Origin of the sequence: Alcaligenes nematophilus (genome assembly GCF_026344155.1) — a bacterium.
Lineage (GTDB): Bacteria > Pseudomonadota > Gammaproteobacteria > Burkholderiales > Burkholderiaceae_B > Alcaligenes > Alcaligenes phenolicus.
The window spans coordinates 118,958-138,069 of the sequence record NZ_JAPKMZ010000006.1 but is presented as its reverse complement, the minus strand read 5'-3'; the positions used below and the strand labels follow the sequence as shown (position 1 = coordinate 138,069).

The window sequence follows — 19,112 nt, the reverse complement described above, 5'->3', positions numbered from 1 at the left end:
GGTGCTTATCCCTCTATGCAAGTTATGAGACCTGACAAGACTAACGTATGGCCCACAGACTGGCGAGTGTTTCTGACAAAACTGGCCTGGGGTTTGGCCGTTTTGCTGCTCGCTAGTGGTCTGGTGACCTGGATTGCGGCCAATTGGGAAAACTGGGGGCACGTAGCCAAATTTGCCCTGGCTCAAGGCGCCGTGCTGGTTTCTGCAGGGCTGGCCTTGCTGTTTCGCCGACGTTCCGGTGGCTGGGGTCATGATCTGGGAGTGCCTGCTGCGTTGACCGGCCTGGCCGCCGTGGCCACGGGCGGTTTGCTGGCGCTGATTGGCCAGACTTATCAGACTGGCGCAGACCCTTGGCAGCTTTTCGCATTGTGGACTGTGCTGATCATACCTTGGGTATTCACAGTGCGCAGTGTCTTTCTGTCGGTGCTGTGGCTGGTGCTGATCAATACCGCCTTGTACTTGTGGATTGATGTTGCCCGCTTGGGCTGGTTCGGGCGCAGTTACACCTCGCAGACCTTGCTAGCTTTGGCAGTCAATGCGCTGTTGTTGCTGGCCGCCGAAACCATCTGGCGTGCGCGTCATGACCCGTGGCGCATCGTGCCGCGTGTGGCAGCAATTGCGGTGGGTTTTTTCATCGGTGCCCAGGTCATGGAAGGCAACTTCCTGCTGGGACTGGTCCTGTTCCTGGTGCTGTACGGTATTTATCACTACCGCCGCCCGGATTTGCTGATCATGTCCTTGGCCTCGTTCGGTGCGTATGGCTCCTTGAGCATGCTGATTATTGAGTATGCAAGCGATGCGTTTCTGCTGATCGTGGTGGTGATTGTGGGCCTGGGCCTGGGCTTGCTGCGCTTCCTGCAGCAACAGGTCGTCCATTGGCGACGGACTCATGGTGGCGAGGCGGCAGCAACTCAAGCACCAGTGAACGCAGCAATGGCAACAAGTCCTGCCGCCTCAACAGCAGAGACCTTGGCCAACGCACAGGCTAGTGTTCAAGCTGACGCTCAGGATAGTGACGAGCATCACCCCTGGTATCTGCGCGTGATCAAGCTGTTCCTCTACCTGCTGTTACCGCTGATTATTCTGCTGTACCTGGCTGTTTCTCTGGATTTGAGTCTGGAAGCGCTAGGTGTACTGGGCGGCATCATGGCTCTGGTGTCCCCCGTGCTGTTTGGCAAGGCTCACACCGTACCCAGCCGGGATCTGGTCGGCGGCTGGGTTGCGTGTGCGCTGCTCTTGCTGAGCGTGCCGCTTGTGGACATGCGCTACCCCTGGCCACCTGAGGCCAGCGCCATGATAGCCGTCGTGATCAGCACCTTGCTGTACAGACTTGCCAAAGGCCAGTTCGTATTGCGCATGTTGCTGGTGATTTGGGCACTGGCCGCGATCGAGTTTCTGGTGATCGAGCGCTTGTTTGATCGCTGGACCATGATGCCTTATTGGGTGCTGGAAATGCCCGCGGCATTCATGTTTTTTGCCGCCTTGTTGCTGGGGCATTTTTATCTGCGTGGTGAGCGCAAGCCGCATTTCTGGCTGCCCTTGTTCTGGTCCTTGCTGCTGGCTTCCCAGATTCATCTTGTTTCGGCGGGCACGCTGTTTTATTCCATGCCCTTCTGGGACGAGTCGCGGCCGTACCTGACCGTAGCTGGCTTTCTGCTGGCCATGGCTCCTTTGGCGATACTGGCGTTTTATTGGCGCGGCTGGCGTGACCAGCCCCTGGTTTATGGCATTGCCTTGCTGGGGATGGCCGCTTTGTGCGCGGTCTGGACACCCTATCCGCCAGTGGCCCTGGCCTTGAGCTGGATTCTGGTGGCTTATGCCTGGCGTTATCTCAGCTTGTTGGCGGTGGCCGTGGCAATGGGCCTGTTCTGCCTCTGGCGTCTGTATTACATCCTGAATATCAGTTTGCTGGACAAGGCCGAACTGTTGCTGGCAACCGGAGTGGGATGTCTGGTCTTTGCCTATTTGGGTCAGTTGAGCCGCAAGAAGAAAGCGGCGTTAGCAGCGCCGCAGGAGGCACCCAAGGGTATTGTTGCCAGTGTTCTATTGGGGACTGTGTTGGTGCTGGGTGTGGCCAACGTGGCCATCGTGCAAAAAGAACGTATCTTGAGCGATGGTCAGACGGTCTTGCTGGAGCTGGCTCCGGTGGATCCCCGTTCGCTGATGCAGGGCGACTATATGTCCTTGAACTTTGCCCTGTCGCAGAACTTGTCTACCCTGTCCTGGGGCTTGCCCAAGGATGCGCTTGCCAAGATGGACGCTCAGCAATGGGTTGTTGTGGCGGTGCAGCTGGATGAGAACAAGGTGGCGCAGCTCAAGGGTGTTTATCTGGAGCAGGACGGCCAGGAGCGTCTGTGGAGTGAAGGAGGCCCTGTGGCTGAACCTTCCGATGTGATGCGCTTGCGCATGCGTCGTCACCGCAGTAACTGGACGCCTGGAACAGATGCCTGGTTCTTCGCTGAAGGTTCGGCAGATCGCTTCGATGCCGCCCGTTATGGCGAGTTTGCGGTGGTCGAGGGTGGTCAAAGCCTGCTGCGCGCGATGCTGGACAAGGACAGAAAGGAAATCAAGTAAGCCTGAGCTGAACAACTGCGCTCAATAGCTTGTAGCCGGATTGTCTCTAATAAAGACAATCCGGCTTTTTTGTATCTGGGGTTTGTTTCGCTAGAGGCAGTTAAGCCAGAGCCAGTCAGCAGCAAGCCTAATCAAAAAGGCCCGAATCCGATGTGGCGTCGCATTCGGGCCTTGGCTTTTTGTGTTGAAGGACCCTCTTTATCGGGGCCGTTTCTTGAACAAAAAATAGGTTCCTGTGTATCAGCTTAGTGGGACTGACGGGTGGAGTCGTCGCTGAGCAGCTCTTCAAAGATCAGGTGATCGATTTCGGCTTCGTGGCTCCACAAAACCATCAGGGCGACAATTTTTATTTTGTCCAACGAGACCGGGCTTTCGTCCACCGTCATGGCGCTTTCAATCAGGATTTCGCGCAGGTGGGCGGTAAGAGCGCCGGAATTTTGCAAAAAGGTGATGAAACCCATGGCATCAGCGCCCAGCACATGTTGTTCGTGCTCAGAAAAAATACGCTGACTGTTGGGACTGAGTTGAGCCGTAGGCTGGCACTGCTGCGAGGTCTCGCCCAGTGCATGTAACCAGCCCAGTGCGTCGTTGATGTCCTCGTCTTCAAAGCCAATAGCCGCCAGCTTGTGGGCCAGAACCTCCGCCTTGGGACAGGACTGGGGGTTGTAATACGTCTCGAATAGATAAACCAGGATATCAAACATGGGTATAAGGTTGCCGTCCTAAGTGATTAAAAAAACTGCGTGATTTCGGTAACCAGTGACCAAACTTTACGCTGATTTGCGGTAGGGGGCAAATGGGGTGTTCAGGGGATGGATGGGTCTTGCCTTGCGCATCCAGACTGCTTTTTGCCTGGGTCTGCTCTGGCAGACGCCCTTTGCGGCAGGGCGTCTTTATGATTGAAACATAAATCGATTGTTGGGGCAGAAACTGTCGTTTATTTGAAACCCTGCAAGTGGGACCGCAGCGGTTGAAAGGCCACTAAACTAGCTGGCATCCGCATCCGCATCCGCATCCGCATCCGCATCCGCATCCGCATCCGCATCCGCATCCGCATCCGCATCCGCATCTAGCCTCGGCTCGTGGCTCAGTTGTTCGGGCTTGGCTTCGCAGGCAGCGGGAAGCGCTGCGCCCACGCACTGATGGCCTGGCTCCAGAACCCGTCCAGGGTGTTCGCAGCCACGGGAGCAAAACCCAGAAAGGCCCAGACGCGTTGAAGCGTCTCCATAGGATGCTCCAGGTCAAAGGCCGGGGCATGGTTCTGTTTGGAGAGCTTGCGGCCTTGCTCATCGCAGGCCAGCGGCACGTGCAACGTGCGCGGGACAGGCAGGCCCAGGACTTTTTGCAGTACGCTCTGGCGGGCTGTGGAGCTGAGCAAGTCTGCGCCGCGTACAACATCAGTGATCCGGCTGTCCGCATCATCAATGACCACGACAAACTGGTAAGCCCAGAGCTTGTCGGCGCGCTTAAGGATGTAGTCCCCGACTTCTTTGGCTACGTCCTGTTGCTGCGGCCCGGCCCAGCGATCGGTGAAGTGTTCCACCCCTTCCGGGACACGTAGCCGCCATGCACGGATGGTACGGTCTGCCGGGATGCCGTGGCGGCAGGTGCCTGCATAGGGGTATTCATGCGAATCCGGGGCAACCGGCATGGAAGCCGCCAGAATTTCCTGACGGGTGCAGGTGCAGCCGTAGACCAGATCTCGCTCGCGCAGGCCATCAAACACTTCCTGGTAGCGTGCCAGCCGCTGGCTTTGCCAAATCACCTCGCCATCCCAATGCATGCCCAGGCCTTGCAACTGCTGCATGATGATCTGGTCAGCCCCTGTGACCACGCGTGGCGTGTCTATATCTTCAATGCGTAGTAACCAGCGCCCGTTCTGGGCACGTGCATCCAGGTAGCTGGCCATGGCAGCAACCAGCGAACCCTCGTGCAAGGGACCACTGGGACTAGGCGCAAAGCGACCACAGTAAGGGGTAAGGGGCTGGGCGGTCATGAGTCGTTCTTAACGGCAAGAGCCCCTGGACGGGGGCTCTTGTTAGTGCGACTTTACGCCTATTTTTCCAGCCCGGCAATGCGTTTTACACGGGCTGGAAGGGAGGAGTTTTAGCTCTCCATGGTGACTAGTTCAGCGCCCTCGGGCACTTGATCTCCCACGGCAAAGAACAGCTCGGCCACGGTGCCATCAGCCGGTGCCTGAATGGAGTGTTCCATTTTCATGGCTTCCATGACCAGCAGCACATCGCCCTGTTTGACGCTGTCACCTGCGCCCACATTCAAGGCAATGATCTTGCCCGGCATGGGAGCGGTCAGGCGGCCTCCGTGGGCTTCCTGGCTGTTGGTGCCGGCACTGGCCAAGGTGTTGACCACGGCCAGGGTCCAGTCTGAACCAGCCTGGGCAACTTGCAGATGGTCGCCATCTTGCAGCACCTGGGCGCGGTACTCGACCTGATCCAGCCACAGACGCAAGGTCAGGGTGTTGGCCAGACCAGCCCTTGCCTCGGCTTGCCAGCGCAGCGCGTGTTGGGTTTCGCCCAGCGTGATCTGCCACTGGTTGTCACGACGTTGCAGCAGCACTTCGTGGGCTTCTTCACCCAGTTGCAAGGCCACTTTCTGATCGTAGTCCCCGCTCAAACGCCAGGCGTCATGTACCGCCCACGGGTCGGAGTTGGGGGCTTGCCCGCTCATACCCTGATGAGTCAGCACGGCGCAGGCGGCGAAGGCCAGCACAGAAGCTGGAACGTCCTGATTGCTGGGGAACAGCGCATCGTGACGACGTGGGATCAGACCCGTATCCAGATCGGCCTGGGCAAAGGCTTCATCGCCCAGCAGACGTTGCAGGAAGGTCTTGTTGGTGTGTACACCGGCCACCTGAGTGTCAGCCAGCGTGCGAATCAGGCGACGACGGGCCTGTTCACGATCAGCACCATGGGTGATGACCTTGGCAATCATGGGATCGTAGAAGGGGCTGATGACGCTGCCTTCACGCACGCCGCTGTCGATACGCACATCACCGGAGGTGAAGGACGCATGGGCGGGGTACTGCAAGCTGCGCAGCGTACCGATGGAGGGCAGGAAGTCCTTATCGGGGTTTTCTGCGTAAATGCGAACCTCAATGGCGTGACCATTGATGCTCAGTTCTTCCTGCTTGGCAGGCAAAGGCTGGCCATCGGCCACACGCAGCTGCCATTCCACCAGATCGTGGCCCGTAATCAGTTCGGTGACGGGGTGCTCCACTTGCAGGCGGGTATTCATTTCCATGAAGTAGAAACGCCCGTCCTGCTCGGCAATGAACTCCACCGTGCCTGCACCCACATAGTTCACGGCGCGTGCCGCTGCAATGGCCGCTTCACCCATGGCCTGGCGACGCTCGGGCGTCATGCCGGGGGCGGGAGCTTCTTCAATCACTTTCTGGTGACGGCGCTGTACCGAACAATCGCGTTCGAACAAGTAGACGTAGCCACCGTGCTGGTCACCAAAGACCTGAATTTCGATATGGCGTGGCTTGGTGATGTAGCGCTCGATCAGTACGCGGTCGTCGCTAAAGCTGCTGGCGGCTTCGCGTTGGCAAGAGCGCAAGGCTTCCAGGAACGCGCCGGACTCTTCCACAATGCGCATGCCCTTGCCGCCGCCACCGGCACTGGCCTTGATTAGCACGGGGTAGCCGATTTTATCGGCTTGCTGGTGCAGAAAGTCGGGGTCTTGATTGTCGCCGTGGTAACCGGGCACCAAAGGTACACCGGCTTTTTCCATCAGTGATTTGGCGGCGGACTTGCTGCCCATGGCCGCAATGGCTTGAGCGGGCGGGCCTACAAAAATAATGCCGGCTTCTTCACAAGCGCGAGCAAAGTGCTCGTTCTCGGACAGAAAGCCGTAGCCGGGATGGATGGCATTCGCGCCAGTGGCACGGGCGGCTTCCAGAATGGCGTCGATCTTCAGGTAACTGTCGCGTGGCTCGGGGCCACCGATGCGCACGGCTTGATCACAAGCACGTACGTGCTGGGCGTCGGCGTCCGCGTCGGAGTAAACCGCAACGGTACGCAGCCCCAGGCTGCGGGCAGTGGCGGCCACCCGGCAGGCAATTTCACCGCGATTGGCTATCAGCAGGGTCTGAAACACAGTGTCTCCTTGTCTTACATGCGGAACACGCCAAAGCGGGTGTCTTCAATAGGGGCGTTCAAGGCGGCGGACAGGCCCAGGGCCAGAACGCGCCGGGTATCCGAAGGCTGGATGATGCCGTCATCCCACAGACGCGCAGTGGCGTAGTAGGGGTGGCCTTCATGTTCGTATTGTTCGCGGATGGGGGCCTTGAAGGCTTCTTCTTCCTCGGCGCTCCAGCTTTGGCCACGAGCTTCCAGGCCATCACGGCGCACGGTAGCCAGCACGCTGGCTGCCTGCTCACCACCCATGACCGAGATGCGGGCATTGGGCCAGAGGAACAGCAGGCGCGGGCTGAAGGCGCGGCCACACATACCGTAGTTACCGGCACCAAAGGAGCCGCCCAGAATCACGGTGAACTTGGGGACGGCCGCGGTAGATACGGCGGTGACCAGCTTGGCGCCATGACGGGCAATCCCTTCGTTCTCGTACTTGCGGCCCACCATGAAGCCGGTGATGTTTTGCAGGAACACCAAAGGCGTCTTGCGCTGGCAGCACAGTTCGATGAAGTGGGCGCCCTTCTGGGCCGCTTCGGAGAACAGAATGCCGTTATTGGCGATGATGCCTACGGGCATGCCGTGAATATGGGCAAAGCCGGTCACCAGCGTGGTGCCGAAGCGGGCTTTGAATTCATCAAAGTCCGAATCGTCCACAATGCGGGCGATCACTTCGCGCACATCGTAGGGCTTGCGGGTGTCGGCAGGGATGATGCCGTTCAGCTCTTGCGGGTCGTAACGTGGCTCGCGCACTTCTTTCAGCGGCCAAGGCAGTTTCTTCTCACGGTTCAGGCGACCTACGCAGCGGCGCGCCAGCTCCAGCGCATGAAGATCGTTTTCGGCCAGATGGTCGGCTACGCCGGACAGACGGGTGTGCACATCGCCACCGCCCAAGTCTTCGGCGCTGACTTCTTCACCGGTTGCGGCTTTGACCAGTGGCGGGCCACCCAGGAAGATGGTGCCCTGGTCGCGCACGATGATGGATTCATCACTCATGGCTGGAACGTAGGCACCGCCAGCGGTACACGAACCCATCACGACCGCAATCTGGGCAATGCCCTGAGCCGACATATTGGCCTGGTTGTAGAAGATGCGGCCAAAGTGGTCACGATCCGGGAACACGTCTTCCTGGTTGGGCAGGTTGGCCCCGCCCGAGTCCACCAGGTACACGCAGGGCAGATTGTTCTGTTGGGCAATTTCCTGGGCGCGCAAATGCTTCTTCACCGTCAGCGGGTAGTAAGTACCGCCCTTGACTGTAGCGTCGTTGCAGACCACCACGCATTCAATGCCTGCAATGCGGCCAATGCCGGTGATGATGCCTGCGCCCGGAGACTCGTTGTTATAGACATCCTGGGCAGCCAAAGGCGAAAGCTCCAGAAAAGGCGTACCGGGATCAAGCAGACGTTCGACGCGTTCACGGGGCAGCAGCTTGCCGCGACCCACATGGCGTTGCCGGGAGGATTCGGACCCACCCAAGGCGGTTTTCTGTAGCTTTTGGCGCAGATCAAGGATCAGGGCCTGCATGATCGAGGCGTTGTCCTGAAAGTCTTGGGAACGCGGATTGATGCGGGATTCAATAACTGACATGGCGTGCCTGGAAAGAGAACAGAGAAAAGCCCATAAAATCAGCCGGGCCGCAGCCCGGCTGATGAGCTTGCTTTAGACCAGCTCGACGGCCAGGGCGACAGCTTCGCCACCGCCAATGCACAGCGAGGCAATACCGCGCTTGCCGCCGGTCTTGCGCAGTGCGCCGATCAAGGTTGCCAGAAGGCGAGCACCCGATGCACCGATGGGGTGACCCAGGGCGGTAGCACCACCGTGGATGTTGACCTTGTCGTGCGGGATGTTCAGCTCTTTCATGGCGGCCATGGTGACCACGGCAAAGGCTTCGTTGATCTCGAACAGATCAACGTCGGCCACGCTCCAGCCGGTTTTATCCAGCAGTTTCTGGATAGCAGCGACTGGAGCGGTCGTGAACCAGGCCGGTTCTTGCGCGTGCTGGGTGTGAGCCACAATGCGGGCCAGTGGAGTTGTGCCCAGTTCCTTGGCTTTCTCTTCGGTGGTGATCACCATGGCGGCGGCACCGTCCGAAATGGACGAGGCGTTGGCAGCGGTAATCGTGCCGTCTTTCTTGAAAGCGGGACGCAGCGTGGGGATCTTCTCGGGCATGGCTTTGGTGGGGGCTTCGTCCTTGGCAACAACGACATCACCCTTGCGGCCAGCGATGGTGACTGGCGCAATTTCCCATTCAAAACTGCCGTCATCGCTGGCTTGGCGAGCGCGGCGCAGCGACTCCAGCGCGTAAGCATCTTGCTCTTCGCGGCTGAACTCGTATTTGCTGGCGCAATCTTCGGCAAATACACCCATGGCGGTGCCACGACTGTAGGCATCTTCCAGGCCGTCCATGGCCATGTGGTCATACACGGTGGAGTGACCGTATCGGTAGCCTTCGCGGCCTTTCAGCAGCAGGTAGGGAGCATTGCTCATGCTTTCCTGACCGCCGGCCACCACCACGTCCACGCTGCCTGCCTTGAGCAGGTCGTGGGCAAACATGGCGGCTTTCAGACCGGAACCGCAAACCTTGTGAATGGTGGTGCAAGCTACACCCTGGGGCAGACCGGCGCCCAAGGCAGCCTGGCGTGCAGGAGCCTGGCCCTGACCGGCTTGCAGCACGTTACCCATGATCACTTCGTCGACCTTGTCGGCCTGAATGCCCGAGCGCTCCATGGCCGCCTTGATGGCGACCGCGCCCAGTTCGTGGGCGGCTAGATCGGACAGGCTACCCATCATGCCGCCCATAGGGGTGCGGGCGATCGAGACGATGACAACGGAATTAGTCATGAAAGACTCCTGGTTGCAAAGAGGAGACCGGCGCGCGTTTGGCAAACTCGTGCAGCTGCCGATCTTTGTTATACGGAAAAATATTTTCGATCCGACCTTGCGTCACTCGCAAGCGGCACTGAGTCCACCATTCAGGCTCCAGCAGTTCTGCATGGTGGGCCATGAAGGCTTTGCGAATACGAGGGTCGGTCAATAGAAAGTAGCCGAATTCTTCGGGAAATACATCGTTCGGGCCGATGGGATACCAGGGTTCGCTGGCCATTTCGGCTTCTTCATTTGGTGCAGGTGGAATAGCGCGAAAGTTCATCTCGCGCATGTGCTGGATTTCGTCGTAGTCATAGAAGACGACGCGGCCCAGACGGGTCACACCAAAGTTCTTGAACAACATATCGCCCGGGAAAATGTCGGCGGCGGCCAGTTCCCGGATTGCCTTGCCGTATTGCTCCACGGCGGCATTCAGGGCGGGGTCGCTGGCTTTGTTCAGATACAGGTTCAGCGGGGTCATGCGCCGTTCAATGTAGACGTGGCGCAGCAGGATGGTGTCCTCGGACTCTTCCAGCAGGCTGGGCACTTCGCGGCGCAGCTCTTCCAGCAAGGCTTGCGAAAAACGTGCCTTGGGCAAGGCCACCTGGGCGTAATCCCAGGTGTCGGCCATGCGCCCGACACGATCATGTTTTTTGACCAACTGGTATTTGCTGCGCACCGTGGCGTGGTCCATGCCCTGCTTTTGAATCCGGTCACGGATCAGTTTGAAGACGTAGGGGTAGGACGGCAGGGTGAATACCGTCATCACCATACCGGCAATACCGGGTGCCAGATCAAAGTGATCGTGCGAGTGCGACAGGTGATGCAGAAAGTCGCGATAGAACAGGGTCTTGCCCTGCTTTTGCAGGCCGATGGCGGTGTACAGCTCGGCCTTGGGCTTGCGGGGCAGCAGGCTGGACAGGAAGTCCACATAGGCTGACGGGGCTTCCATATCGACCAGGAAATAGGCGCGGGTAAAGCTGAACAGCGTGGACAGGTCGTCCGTGGTGTGCAGCAAGGCGTCTATATACAAATGTCCTGATGGGCGATGCAAAATGGCAATCGAAAACGGCAGCACTTCACCCTGATTGATCAGGCGGCCCACCACATAGGCACCCTTGTTACGAAAGAACAGGGAGTTCAGCACCTGAATCTGGCAGTCCGAGCCAATGCGCGAGCCATAGCCACGTGGCAGGCGGCGACATAGCTGACGCACCGCCATGCGGGCCAGCGTGCGCACATCGCGCGGCAGGTCGGCAAAGGGGGCGGCCAGACCGAAGTCGGCCAGCATACTGGTCAGACTGGCTTCCAGACCTTCTTCGGTGGGGTAATAAACCCGATACGAAGGCAGCGCGCCGTCCAGATAATCCGTGGCAACAGCTGGACGCACGAAAATAAATTCGTTGCGAAAATAGTGCCGATGCAGCACACGGCAGGAGACGGAGTTGAAGAAAGTCTCGGCACATTCCGGCTGACGGTGGCCCGACAGCAAACGCACAAACTCCGCCTTGGCTTGCAACCACAACTGCTGCTGGGCCTCGTCCAGATGGGCCGGATCGGAAGGCGTGGGCTGATGCAAACGCAGATTCTGGCTAAGCATGGCCGCGCATTCGCGCACCCGTGTGGCGTAGTACTCGATACGTTCGCGCGAGAGCTGCTGAATACCATGCCAGTCGCCTGATTCGTACAAAGACTTGGCGCGCTGGGCGCTGTAGCGAAACAGCGCATAGTGGCGATTAAACCCATCCAGCATGGCCTGGGCCACCTGGATAGCCGTCATCCCCGGTTTTTGAACCGGGGTAATGACGGTGGTTTCGCCAAAATCAGGGTTGGACATGCCTCTGCCTTTTTAGGCGGTTTCGGCGAACAATTCGCGGCCGATCAGCATGCGGCGGATTTCACTGGTGCCCGCGCCGATCTCGTACAACTTGGCATCGCGCCACAGGCGGCCTGTGGGGAATTCGTTGATGTAGCCGTTGCCGCCCAGAATCTGGATACCTTCACCAGCCATCCAGGTGGCTTTTTCGGCGCTGTACAGGATGGCGGCTGCGCAGTCTTTACGCACAGAACGTACATGGCCTGCACCCAGACGGTCCAGATTCTTGCCCACGGCATAGCACAGGGCGCGGCTGGCTTGCAGGGTGGTGTACATATCGGCCACCTTGCCTTGAATCAGCTGGAATTCGCCAATGGCCTGGCCGAACTGCTTGCGGTCGTGGATGTAAGGAATCACCACGTCCATGACGGCTTGCATGATGCCCAGCGGACCACCGGCCAGCACGGCGCGTTCGTAGTCCAGGCCGGACATCAGCACTTTGACGCCACCATTGAGTTGGCCCAGCACGTTTTCTTCAGGCACTTCACAGTCCTGGAACACCAGCTCGCCTGTGTGGCTGCCGCGCATACCCAGCTTGTCCAGCTTTTGGGCAACGGAGAAACCGGCAAAATCTTTTTCGATCAGGAAGGCGGTAATGCCGCGTGCGCCGGCTTGCGGGTCCGTTTTGGCGTACACCACCAGGGTGTCAGCGTCCGGGCCGTTGGTAATCCACATTTTGGAGCCATTGAGCACATAACGATCGCCCTTTTTGTCGGCGCGCAGCTTCATGCTGACTACGTCCGAACCGGCACCGGGCTCACTCATGGCCAGAGCACCGATATGCTCGCCGCTGATCAGTTTGGGCAGGTATTTCTGCTTCTGGGCTTCTGTACCGTTGCGGTTGATCTGGTTCACACAGAGGTTGGAATGCGCGCCGTAGGACAGGGCCACCGAGGCGCTGGCACGGGAGATTTCTTCCATTGCGATCATGTGGGCCAGATAGCCCAGGTTCGCACCACCGTATTCTTCGCTGACGGTCATGCCCAGCAAACCCATCTCACCGAACTTCTTCCACAAGTGCATGGGGAACTGGTCATCATGATCCAGTTGAGCCGCTAAAGGGGCAATTTCGGCCTGGGAGAAGTCGGCGACAGCGTCGCGCAGCATGTCCAGGTCGGAGCCAAGATCGAAATTCAGGCCGGGCAGGCTCATGAGACACTCCGTGGAAATAAATGGGTTGTGGAATTGTATTTATATTACGTTTACGTAAACGTCATATATATGGGTTTTCCCTTATCGGGACTCCAACTTCAACTGTTCGCTCATGGTGTGACAGATGTCGAGCTGGTCCTGAATTTCCTGCAAAGTCTGGTCCAGGTCCTGCCGCTGGCGCTCCAGGCGCAGGCGATGCTCGTTCAATACCTCCTGATAGTGCTTAAGCTGGGAGGCCGTGTCCATCGGGGATTCATACATATTGATAAGCCGCAGAATCTCCGATAACTGCAGCCCCAGGCGCTTGCCACGCAGAGCCAGCTTCAGGCGGGCACGATCGCGGGGCTGATAAATGCGCTGTGTACCTTGGCGCAGCGGGCTCAAGATCCCTTGGTCTTCATAGAAGCGCAGGGTGCGAGGCGTGATGCCAAACTCGTGCGCCAGATCCGATATTGTCCAGGTTGTCGTTGTCATTTTTAGTGTGGTTTACGTAAACGTAAACTATCATGCCATAGAGCTAGAGAGGGAACTAGGGCCTTTTAGTATGGACAGCCCTTACGCCCTACAAGAGCCATTCATTGGAGCGAGCATGAATCCTAACGAACAAAAATTGAATTATCCCTGGGCAGATACCCTGCCCCCAGCGGGTGGCAGCCTGGAAGTCGCGCCGGGGGTGCGTTGGTTGCGTATGCCTTTGCCTTTTGCGCTGGATCACATCAATTTGTGGCTATTGCGCGACCAAATCGAGGGGCGCGAGGGCTGGACCATTGTGGACTGTGGCGTCGCCCGTCCCGAAGTGCGCGAGCTGTGGGAACAGGTTTTCCAGAACGAGCTGGAAGGCTTGCCCGTGCTGCGCGTAATCGTTACTCACATGCACCCGGATCATGTCGGTTTGGCGGACTGGTTGTGCCAGCGCTGGAATGCACCTTTGTGGATCAGCATGACGGACTACGCGACCGCCAGGCTGTGGTCGGGGACGGGTGGACGCCAGACTGGCGCGGAAGCCGGTGGCCCGAATGGTGTGGCGGCAGAAGCGCATTTTGTCCGTCATGGCCTGCAAGATGAGAAAGCCCGAGAGCAGATTCGCAGCCGTGGGGATTACTACCCTTCGATGGTGCCTTCGGTGCCCGAGCGTTTTGTGCGCTTGATGGATGGTCAGCGTGTGGTGATTGCCGGTCGCCCCTGGCGTTTGATCGTGGGCTACGGCCACGCTCCCGAGCATATGTCGTTGTACTGTGAAGAACTGAAGGTGCTGATCTCCGGTGATATGCTCTTGCCGCGTATCTCCACCAATATCAGCGTGTTCGATACCGAGCCCTTTGCGAATCCCTTGCCTTTGTATTTGAACTCCCTGCTGTCCTATCAGGATCTGGCCCCGGATACTTTGGTGTTGCCTTCGCATGGCAAGCCTTTCCGTGGCATGCACGAGCGCATTCGTCAGCAGCAGGAGCATCACGCCGAGCGTCTGGAAGAAGTGTTGGAAGCCTGTGCCCAGCCCTGTACCGCCGCCGACATTCTGCCCGTGCTGTTTCATCGCAAGCTGGACTCGCATCAGATGACCTTTGCCATGGGCGAGGCCATTGCTCACCTGCACGCCTTGTATTTTGATGATCGTTTGCGTCGTGAGATGGGCGAGGATGGGGTTTACCGTTTCCAGCGCATTTAAACACTGGGGCGCCTCTTAATAAGAAGGGGCAATATAGCGACTGTTGGCAGAGGCGACCGGGCCCGCTCGCCTGTGGTAGCGTAGAGCTTTTCTTGCTACCGCCTGCCAACACTATGAGCTCTGATCTCGCCCTGGACACCGCCCTGCAACATACGGGTCTGGCCCCGTTCGATCCGCATACCGATGCGGCGCCGGTGGCCGTGCCCATCATGCGCACCAGTACGGTGCGCTTTCGCAATCTGGACGCTCTGGATCGAGCCCAGGCGGACAAGGCAGATCCTGAAAAACGCTCGGTTACCTACGGGCGCTCGGGCATGGATACCCACGCTGCACTGGAGCAGGTGTTCTGTCAGCTGGAATCTGCCACCCAGGCTTTGCTGGCACCGTCCGGCATGGCAGCGATTACCTTGGGTTTGCTGGCACTGCTGGATTCTGGCGATCACGTGCTGATTGCTGACAGCGCTTATGGCCCCGTGCGTTATCTGGAAAAGACTGTGTTGCGCCGCATGGGCATACAGGCCACGTTCTGTGCACCGACCCCCGAGGAAATGGCCCGTCATCTGCAGGACAATACCCGCATGGTGTACGTGGAGTCACCCGGCTCCTTGTTGATGCAGATGCTGGATATGCCCGCCTTGGCGGAGTTTGGCCGCAAGCACGATTTGCTGCTGGTTACTGACAACACCTGGGGCTCGGGCTATATCTACCGTCCCTTGGAATTGGGTTTTGACGTGTCTATCGTGGCTGGGACCAAGTATGTGGCAGGCCACTCCGATTTGATGCTGGGTGCGGTGATGTCGGCCGACCCGGAGATCAACAAGCGCTTGCACGATAATCACTATGCTCTGGGCTTTTCCATCAGTGCGGACGATGCTTGGCTGGCTCTGCGTGGTGTGCGCACCCTGCCTATCCGTATGCGTGAAAGCGCCGCCAATGCCCTGGCTGTGTGTCAGTTTCTGGATAGCCGTCCCGAAGTCACCCGCATCTATCACCCGGCATGGCCGCAAGATCCAGGCCACGCTTTGTGGCAACGCGACTGCACCGGCTCTAACGGCATGTTGTCGGTGCAGCTACGATTGAACAATGCGCAGGCACGCGCATTCGTAGATGCCCTGACCCTGTTTGGTATCGGCTTTTCCTGGGGTGGTTTTGAAAGCCTGGTGCAGTTGGTGGATACGGCGTTTCTAAGTGGCCATAGCTACTGGCAGAGCAGCCAGGATAGTCTGGTGCGCCTGCATATCGGTTTGGAATCGACCAAAGACTTGTGCGCTGACCTGACGCAGGCTTTTGAGACGGCGGCGCAGGCTTAGGCCTTTCACTGCCTGCTCCAGCCAGGGACGCACCCTGGCTTTAATAAATGGCCCAGACTTGCAATGACGTTGGAATCCCGTACCTTCTTGTAAGCCGCTGTTATCGAATGACTTACGAGTTACCGGCAGCTAATAGATCACAGATATAGAAACGCCAAGGGCCCTCAAAACCGGAACGAATCCAGTCTTGAGGGCCCTTGGCGGTATGGCTCAGCCAGATCGCTAATTAGCGATTAGTGACCATCTTCACCAGCTCTTGAGCTTTGGTGATGCTTTCGTCGTAACCATTGGCCAGTGCAGGTGAAGTCACAAACTTGCCGCCTACTGCCAGACTAGGTGTGCCCTGAATCTGGTAGGTGTTGGACAGTTCGTTGGCTTTATTGGCCTTGGTCTGCACGCCAAAGGAGTTGAAGGTCTGCTCGAAGCGAGCCTTGTCTACGCCTTGTGCGGCTGCCCAGGCCGTGATGGTCTTGGCATCAAAAATGCGCTCACGTTTCTGGTGGATGGCTTCAAACACCTTGGGATGCAGGTCCAGACGGTCCATGGCTTCCAGGGTGTAGTACAGCTTTTGCAGATCAGTCATGCCGGCATTGAAGGCAACAGGCACACGGCGCAGCACGACATTGTCTGGCAGGGTCTTGGACCAGGCTTCGACCTTGGGTTCCAGGATGGCGCAGTGTGGGCAGCTGTAGGAGAAGAACTCCAGCACTTCGGTTTTACCGACGCTGTCCGAGGGCTGAGCCGCAGGCAGGGTAACGTAGCCTTGGTCGGCTTGTTGAGCCAGCGCGCTGGTGGCGGGCAACAAGGTCGCACCAGCCAAGAGACTGGCACCGACCAGGGATCGTACAAACAATGCGTTCAGCTTCATGAATCAATTTCCTTAATGGGGAAGATGAGGTCTATGACCTGTGCAATGGCGGAAAAGTTCACCTTGGGGCTGCCTTTGGCACAAATTGCTTAGGGCCGGACCACCGAAGTATCAATTTTTTCCTCGGCCAGACGGCTGCGTGCCCGGTTCATTTCGTCTATGCCCTTGAAGGGGCCCATGCGTACCCGGTTCACCGTGCTGCCATTGACCTGTGCACTTTGCACTGAAGCGTCAAAGCCTAGCATCAACAAGCGGGCCTTCATGGCTTCGGCGTCCGCATTGTTGCGAAATGCGCCTGCTTGCAGGTAGTAGGGGGTGGAGGTGGTGGCTGGCTTGGTCGCCGCCGGGGGCGCAGCCGGAGCTGGTGTGGCGGGTTTGCTGGTGGCCGGTGCCGGGGTGCCTGGAGCGGCAGGCGTTGTGGCCGGAGGCGTTACCGCAGGAGCGGTATTGCGGGTCTCTGGCTGGCGAGCTGGTTCCGTGCCTATGGCGGGCAAGGTGGCGATCAGATCACCCAAGGCGTCCGGTGCAGCAGGCTTGGACGGGATGCTGGGCAAATTCACGGGGGGCAAGGTCAAACCGGGAATGGTGTCGCCCGGCGGAGGAGTTTGTCCACTGGAGCTGCCATACAGGTCCCGGTTCGGGTCCAGCAAGTCTCGCCCTTCAGGCAAGGCAACGGTAGGTTTGTCCCGGCTGGCCTTGTCCACAAAGGGCATGGGCACTTTGGTGACAAACAGGGCAACGGCGACCGCCGCGCCCAGACCCAGAATCAGGCCAATCAGAATGCCGGTATACGTACCGCCGGAACTACTGGATTTTTTACGTGCTCTTGCCATATCTGCCTATGGGTTTACATACGTTCGGGTGCGGACACACCCAGCAGGTTCAGACCATTGCGAATGACTTGGGCGCAGGCCTGGGCCAGACGCAGACGGGCCAGACGCAAGGTGGTGTCGTCTACCGACACGCGCTCGGCGTTGTACCAGGAGTGGAAGTCCGCCGCGCAGTCGCGCAGCCAGAAGGCAATGTGGTGAGGAGCCAATTCGCGAGCGGATTGGGCCAGCACATTGGGGTATTCGGACAGGCGTTGCAGCAGGGCGATTTCGGTGGGGGCGGTCAAAGGCGTGATGTCGGCCTGAGGAACCTGATTCAGCAGTTCTGCCGACTGGTTCAACACGGAGTTGATACGGGCATGGGCGTACTGGATGTAGTAAACCGGGTTTTCTTCGCTCTTGGACAGGGCCAGATCGATATCGAATACGAATTCGGAGTCGGCACGACGCTGGATCAGGAAAAAGCGCACGGCGTCCTGGCCTACCCATTCGATCAGGTCACGCAAGGTGACGTAGCTGCCTGCGCGTTTGGAAATTTTCACTTCCTGGCCATTGCGCATGACTTTGACCATCTTGTGCAGGATATAGGCCGGGAATTCCTTGGGGATACCCAGACCCAGACCTTGCAGGCCAGCGCGCACACGGGCAATGGTGCCATGGTGGTCGGAGCCCTGAATATTGATGGCGTGGTGGAAACCGCGTTCCCACTTGGCCACGTGGTAGGCCACGTCCGGCACGAAGTAGGTGTAGCCGCCTTCGGATTTGCGCATCACGCGGTCTTTGTCGTCGCCTGTGCCCAGTTCGGTGGTGCGCAGCCACAGCGCGCCGTCTAGCTCGTAAGTGTGACCGGCGTCGATCAGGGCCTGCACGGTTTTTTCAACCTTGCCGGAGGTGTACAGCGAGCTTTCCAGGTAGAAGTTGTCGAACTTCAGGCCGAAAGCCTGCAAGTCCAGATCCTGCTCGCGGCGCAGGTAGGCCACGGCAAAGCGGCGGATGTCTTCCAAATTGTCCAGATCACCACTGGCGGTGACGGAGGCGCCATCGGCAGCCTGAACCGTTGCACCGGCCTGGTAGTCGCGGGCGATATCCAGAATGTAGTCGCCCTTGTAGCCGTCAGCGGGGAATTGCTCGCTGTCGGGCTCGATGCCACGGGCACGGGCATGTACGCTGGTGGTCAGGTTGTCGATCTGGTTACCGGCGTCGTTGTAGTAGAACTCGCGGGTTACGTCGTAGCCTTGGGAGCTGAATACGCGGCACAGCGAGTCGCCCAGCGCGGCTTGGCGGGCGTGGCCCACGTGCAAGGGGCCGGTCGGGTTGGCCGACACGAACTCCACCATCAGTTTTTCCTGGGTAGGAGCAAGGTGACCGAAGTTATCGCCCTGTTCAGCAATGGTCTTCAAGACGGCCTGATGCGTGGCGGTGGACAGACGAAAGTTGATAAAGCCCGGACCGGCAATTTCCGCGCCTGCCAGCAAAGCGGCGGCGTTCGGATCAGCCAGGAGGGTATCGACGATTTGCTGAGCCAGCTCGCGCGGGTTGCGACCGGCTGGTTTGGCCAGTTGCATGGCAATATTGCAGGCAGCATCACCGTGCGCAGCCACTTTGGGGCGCTCCAGCGTGATGTTGGGTTCAGCCTGGGGCAAGATGGCACGGACGGCAGCCTGGAGGCAGGCGATTAATTGAGATTGTTGCTCAGCAAGCATAGGAAAGGTCTGGATTGGTAGAAAGACAACTGCGGCGTGTGGAACACGCCCCAGATGGAAGGCGCGACATTGGCCCGCCGGATAGCCCCACATGATAGCGTGATTTGACGCCAA

At 58.6% G+C, this 19,112-nt stretch carries 15 protein-coding genes; 3 read left to right on the top strand and 12 right to left on the bottom strand.

Translation table 11 applies throughout. From position 1 onward, the window contains the following. The first annotated feature begins 66 nt into the window (after window positions 1-66). Complete coding sequence (locus tag OSH04_RS16195; RefSeq protein WP_251197078.1) at window positions 67-2,574, top strand: GDYXXLXY domain-containing protein; 2,508 nt, start codon at window positions 67-69, stop codon at window positions 2,572-2,574. Window positions 2,575-2,819: 245 nt separating this feature from the next. Here the strand turns inward: OSH04_RS16195 and OSH04_RS16190 are convergent, their stop codons facing one another. From OSH04_RS16190 to OSH04_RS16150, 9 genes are all read right to left on the bottom strand, one after another. Next, a complete protein-coding gene (locus OSH04_RS16190; RefSeq protein ID WP_009463598.1) occupies window positions 2,820-3,278 on the bottom strand; it encodes a DUF494 family protein in 459 nt (152 codons plus the stop codon). 282 nt (window positions 3,279-3,560) lie between these two features. After that, window positions 3,561-3,710 (bottom strand): hypothetical protein, encoded by a 150-nt coding sequence (locus OSH04_RS16185; RefSeq protein WP_266108851.1) that lies wholly within the window; start codon window positions 3,708-3,710, stop codon window positions 3,561-3,563. Continuing rightward, a complete protein-coding gene (gluQRS, locus tag OSH04_RS16180) occupies window positions 3,662-4,570 on the bottom strand; it encodes a tRNA glutamyl-Q(34) synthetase GluQRS (protein ID WP_251197077.1) in 909 nt (302 codons plus the stop codon). Before gluQRS ends, OSH04_RS16185 begins: the two co-directional genes overlap by 49 nt. A 110-nt stretch (window positions 4,571-4,680) precedes the next feature. Continuing rightward, window positions 4,681-6,693: an acetyl/propionyl/methylcrotonyl-CoA carboxylase subunit alpha gene (locus OSH04_RS16175; protein WP_266108850.1), complete on the bottom strand. Its 2,013-nt coding sequence runs from the start codon at window positions 6,691-6,693 to the stop codon at window positions 4,681-4,683. Between the two features lie 14 nt (window positions 6,694-6,707). Then, window positions 6,708-8,315 carry a carboxyl transferase domain-containing protein gene (locus OSH04_RS16170; RefSeq protein WP_042484787.1) on the bottom strand — a complete coding sequence of 536 codons (1,608 nt, stop codon included), beginning with the start codon at window positions 8,313-8,315 and terminating at the stop codon, window positions 6,708-6,710. A gap of 72 nt (window positions 8,316-8,387) precedes the next feature. Beyond that, window positions 8,388-9,569, bottom strand: a complete 1,182-nt coding sequence (locus OSH04_RS16165; protein ID WP_266108849.1) for an acetyl-CoA C-acyltransferase — start codon at window positions 9,567-9,569, stop codon at window positions 8,388-8,390. After that, window positions 9,562-11,373, bottom strand: coding sequence for a bifunctional isocitrate dehydrogenase kinase/phosphatase (aceK, locus tag OSH04_RS16160; RefSeq protein WP_042485266.1), 1,812 nt, complete (start codon window positions 11,371-11,373; stop codon window positions 9,562-9,564). Before aceK ends, OSH04_RS16165 begins: the two co-directional genes overlap by 8 nt. 69 nt (window positions 11,374-11,442) lie before the next feature. Beyond that, entirely contained in the window at window positions 11,443-12,621 is a 1,179-nt protein-coding gene (locus OSH04_RS16155) for an isovaleryl-CoA dehydrogenase (RefSeq protein WP_026483861.1), read from the bottom strand. A gap of 81 nt (window positions 12,622-12,702) precedes the next feature. Then, window positions 12,703-13,095 (bottom strand): MerR family transcriptional regulator, encoded by a 393-nt coding sequence (locus tag OSH04_RS16150; protein WP_009463587.1) that lies wholly within the window; start codon window positions 13,093-13,095, stop codon window positions 12,703-12,705. A 115-nt stretch (window positions 13,096-13,210) separates the two neighbouring features. Here OSH04_RS16150 and OSH04_RS16145 point away from each other — a divergent pair, with 115 nt between their 5' ends. Continuing rightward, complete coding sequence (locus OSH04_RS16145) at window positions 13,211-14,287, top strand: MBL fold metallo-hydrolase (protein ID WP_060186560.1); 1,077 nt, start codon at window positions 13,211-13,213, stop codon at window positions 14,285-14,287. Between the two features lie 113 nt (window positions 14,288-14,400). After that, entirely contained in the window at window positions 14,401-15,597 is a 1,197-nt protein-coding gene (gene metC, locus OSH04_RS16140; protein ID WP_266108848.1) for a cystathionine beta-lyase, read from the top strand. A 226-nt stretch (window positions 15,598-15,823) separates the two neighbouring features. Here the strand turns inward: metC and OSH04_RS16135 are convergent, their stop codons facing one another. The 3 genes from OSH04_RS16135 to argS all read right to left on the bottom strand — a co-directional run bounded on the left by OSH04_RS16135 (window position 15,824) and on the right by argS (window position 18,998). Further along, the gene (locus tag OSH04_RS16135) at window positions 15,824-16,465 is read right to left on the bottom strand and encodes a thiol:disulfide interchange protein DsbA/DsbL (protein WP_009463582.1); all 642 of its coding nucleotides are present in this window, start codon (window positions 16,463-16,465) and stop codon (window positions 15,824-15,826) included. A gap of 89 nt (window positions 16,466-16,554) precedes the next feature. Beyond that, window positions 16,555-17,298, bottom strand: coding sequence for an SPOR domain-containing protein (locus OSH04_RS16130; protein ID WP_266108847.1), 744 nt, complete (start codon window positions 17,296-17,298; stop codon window positions 16,555-16,557). A gap of 14 nt (window positions 17,299-17,312) precedes the next feature. After that, complete coding sequence (gene argS, locus OSH04_RS16125; RefSeq protein WP_266108846.1) at window positions 17,313-18,998, bottom strand: arginine--tRNA ligase; 1,686 nt, start codon at window positions 18,996-18,998, stop codon at window positions 17,313-17,315. Window positions 18,999-19,112: the final 114 nt, after the last annotated feature.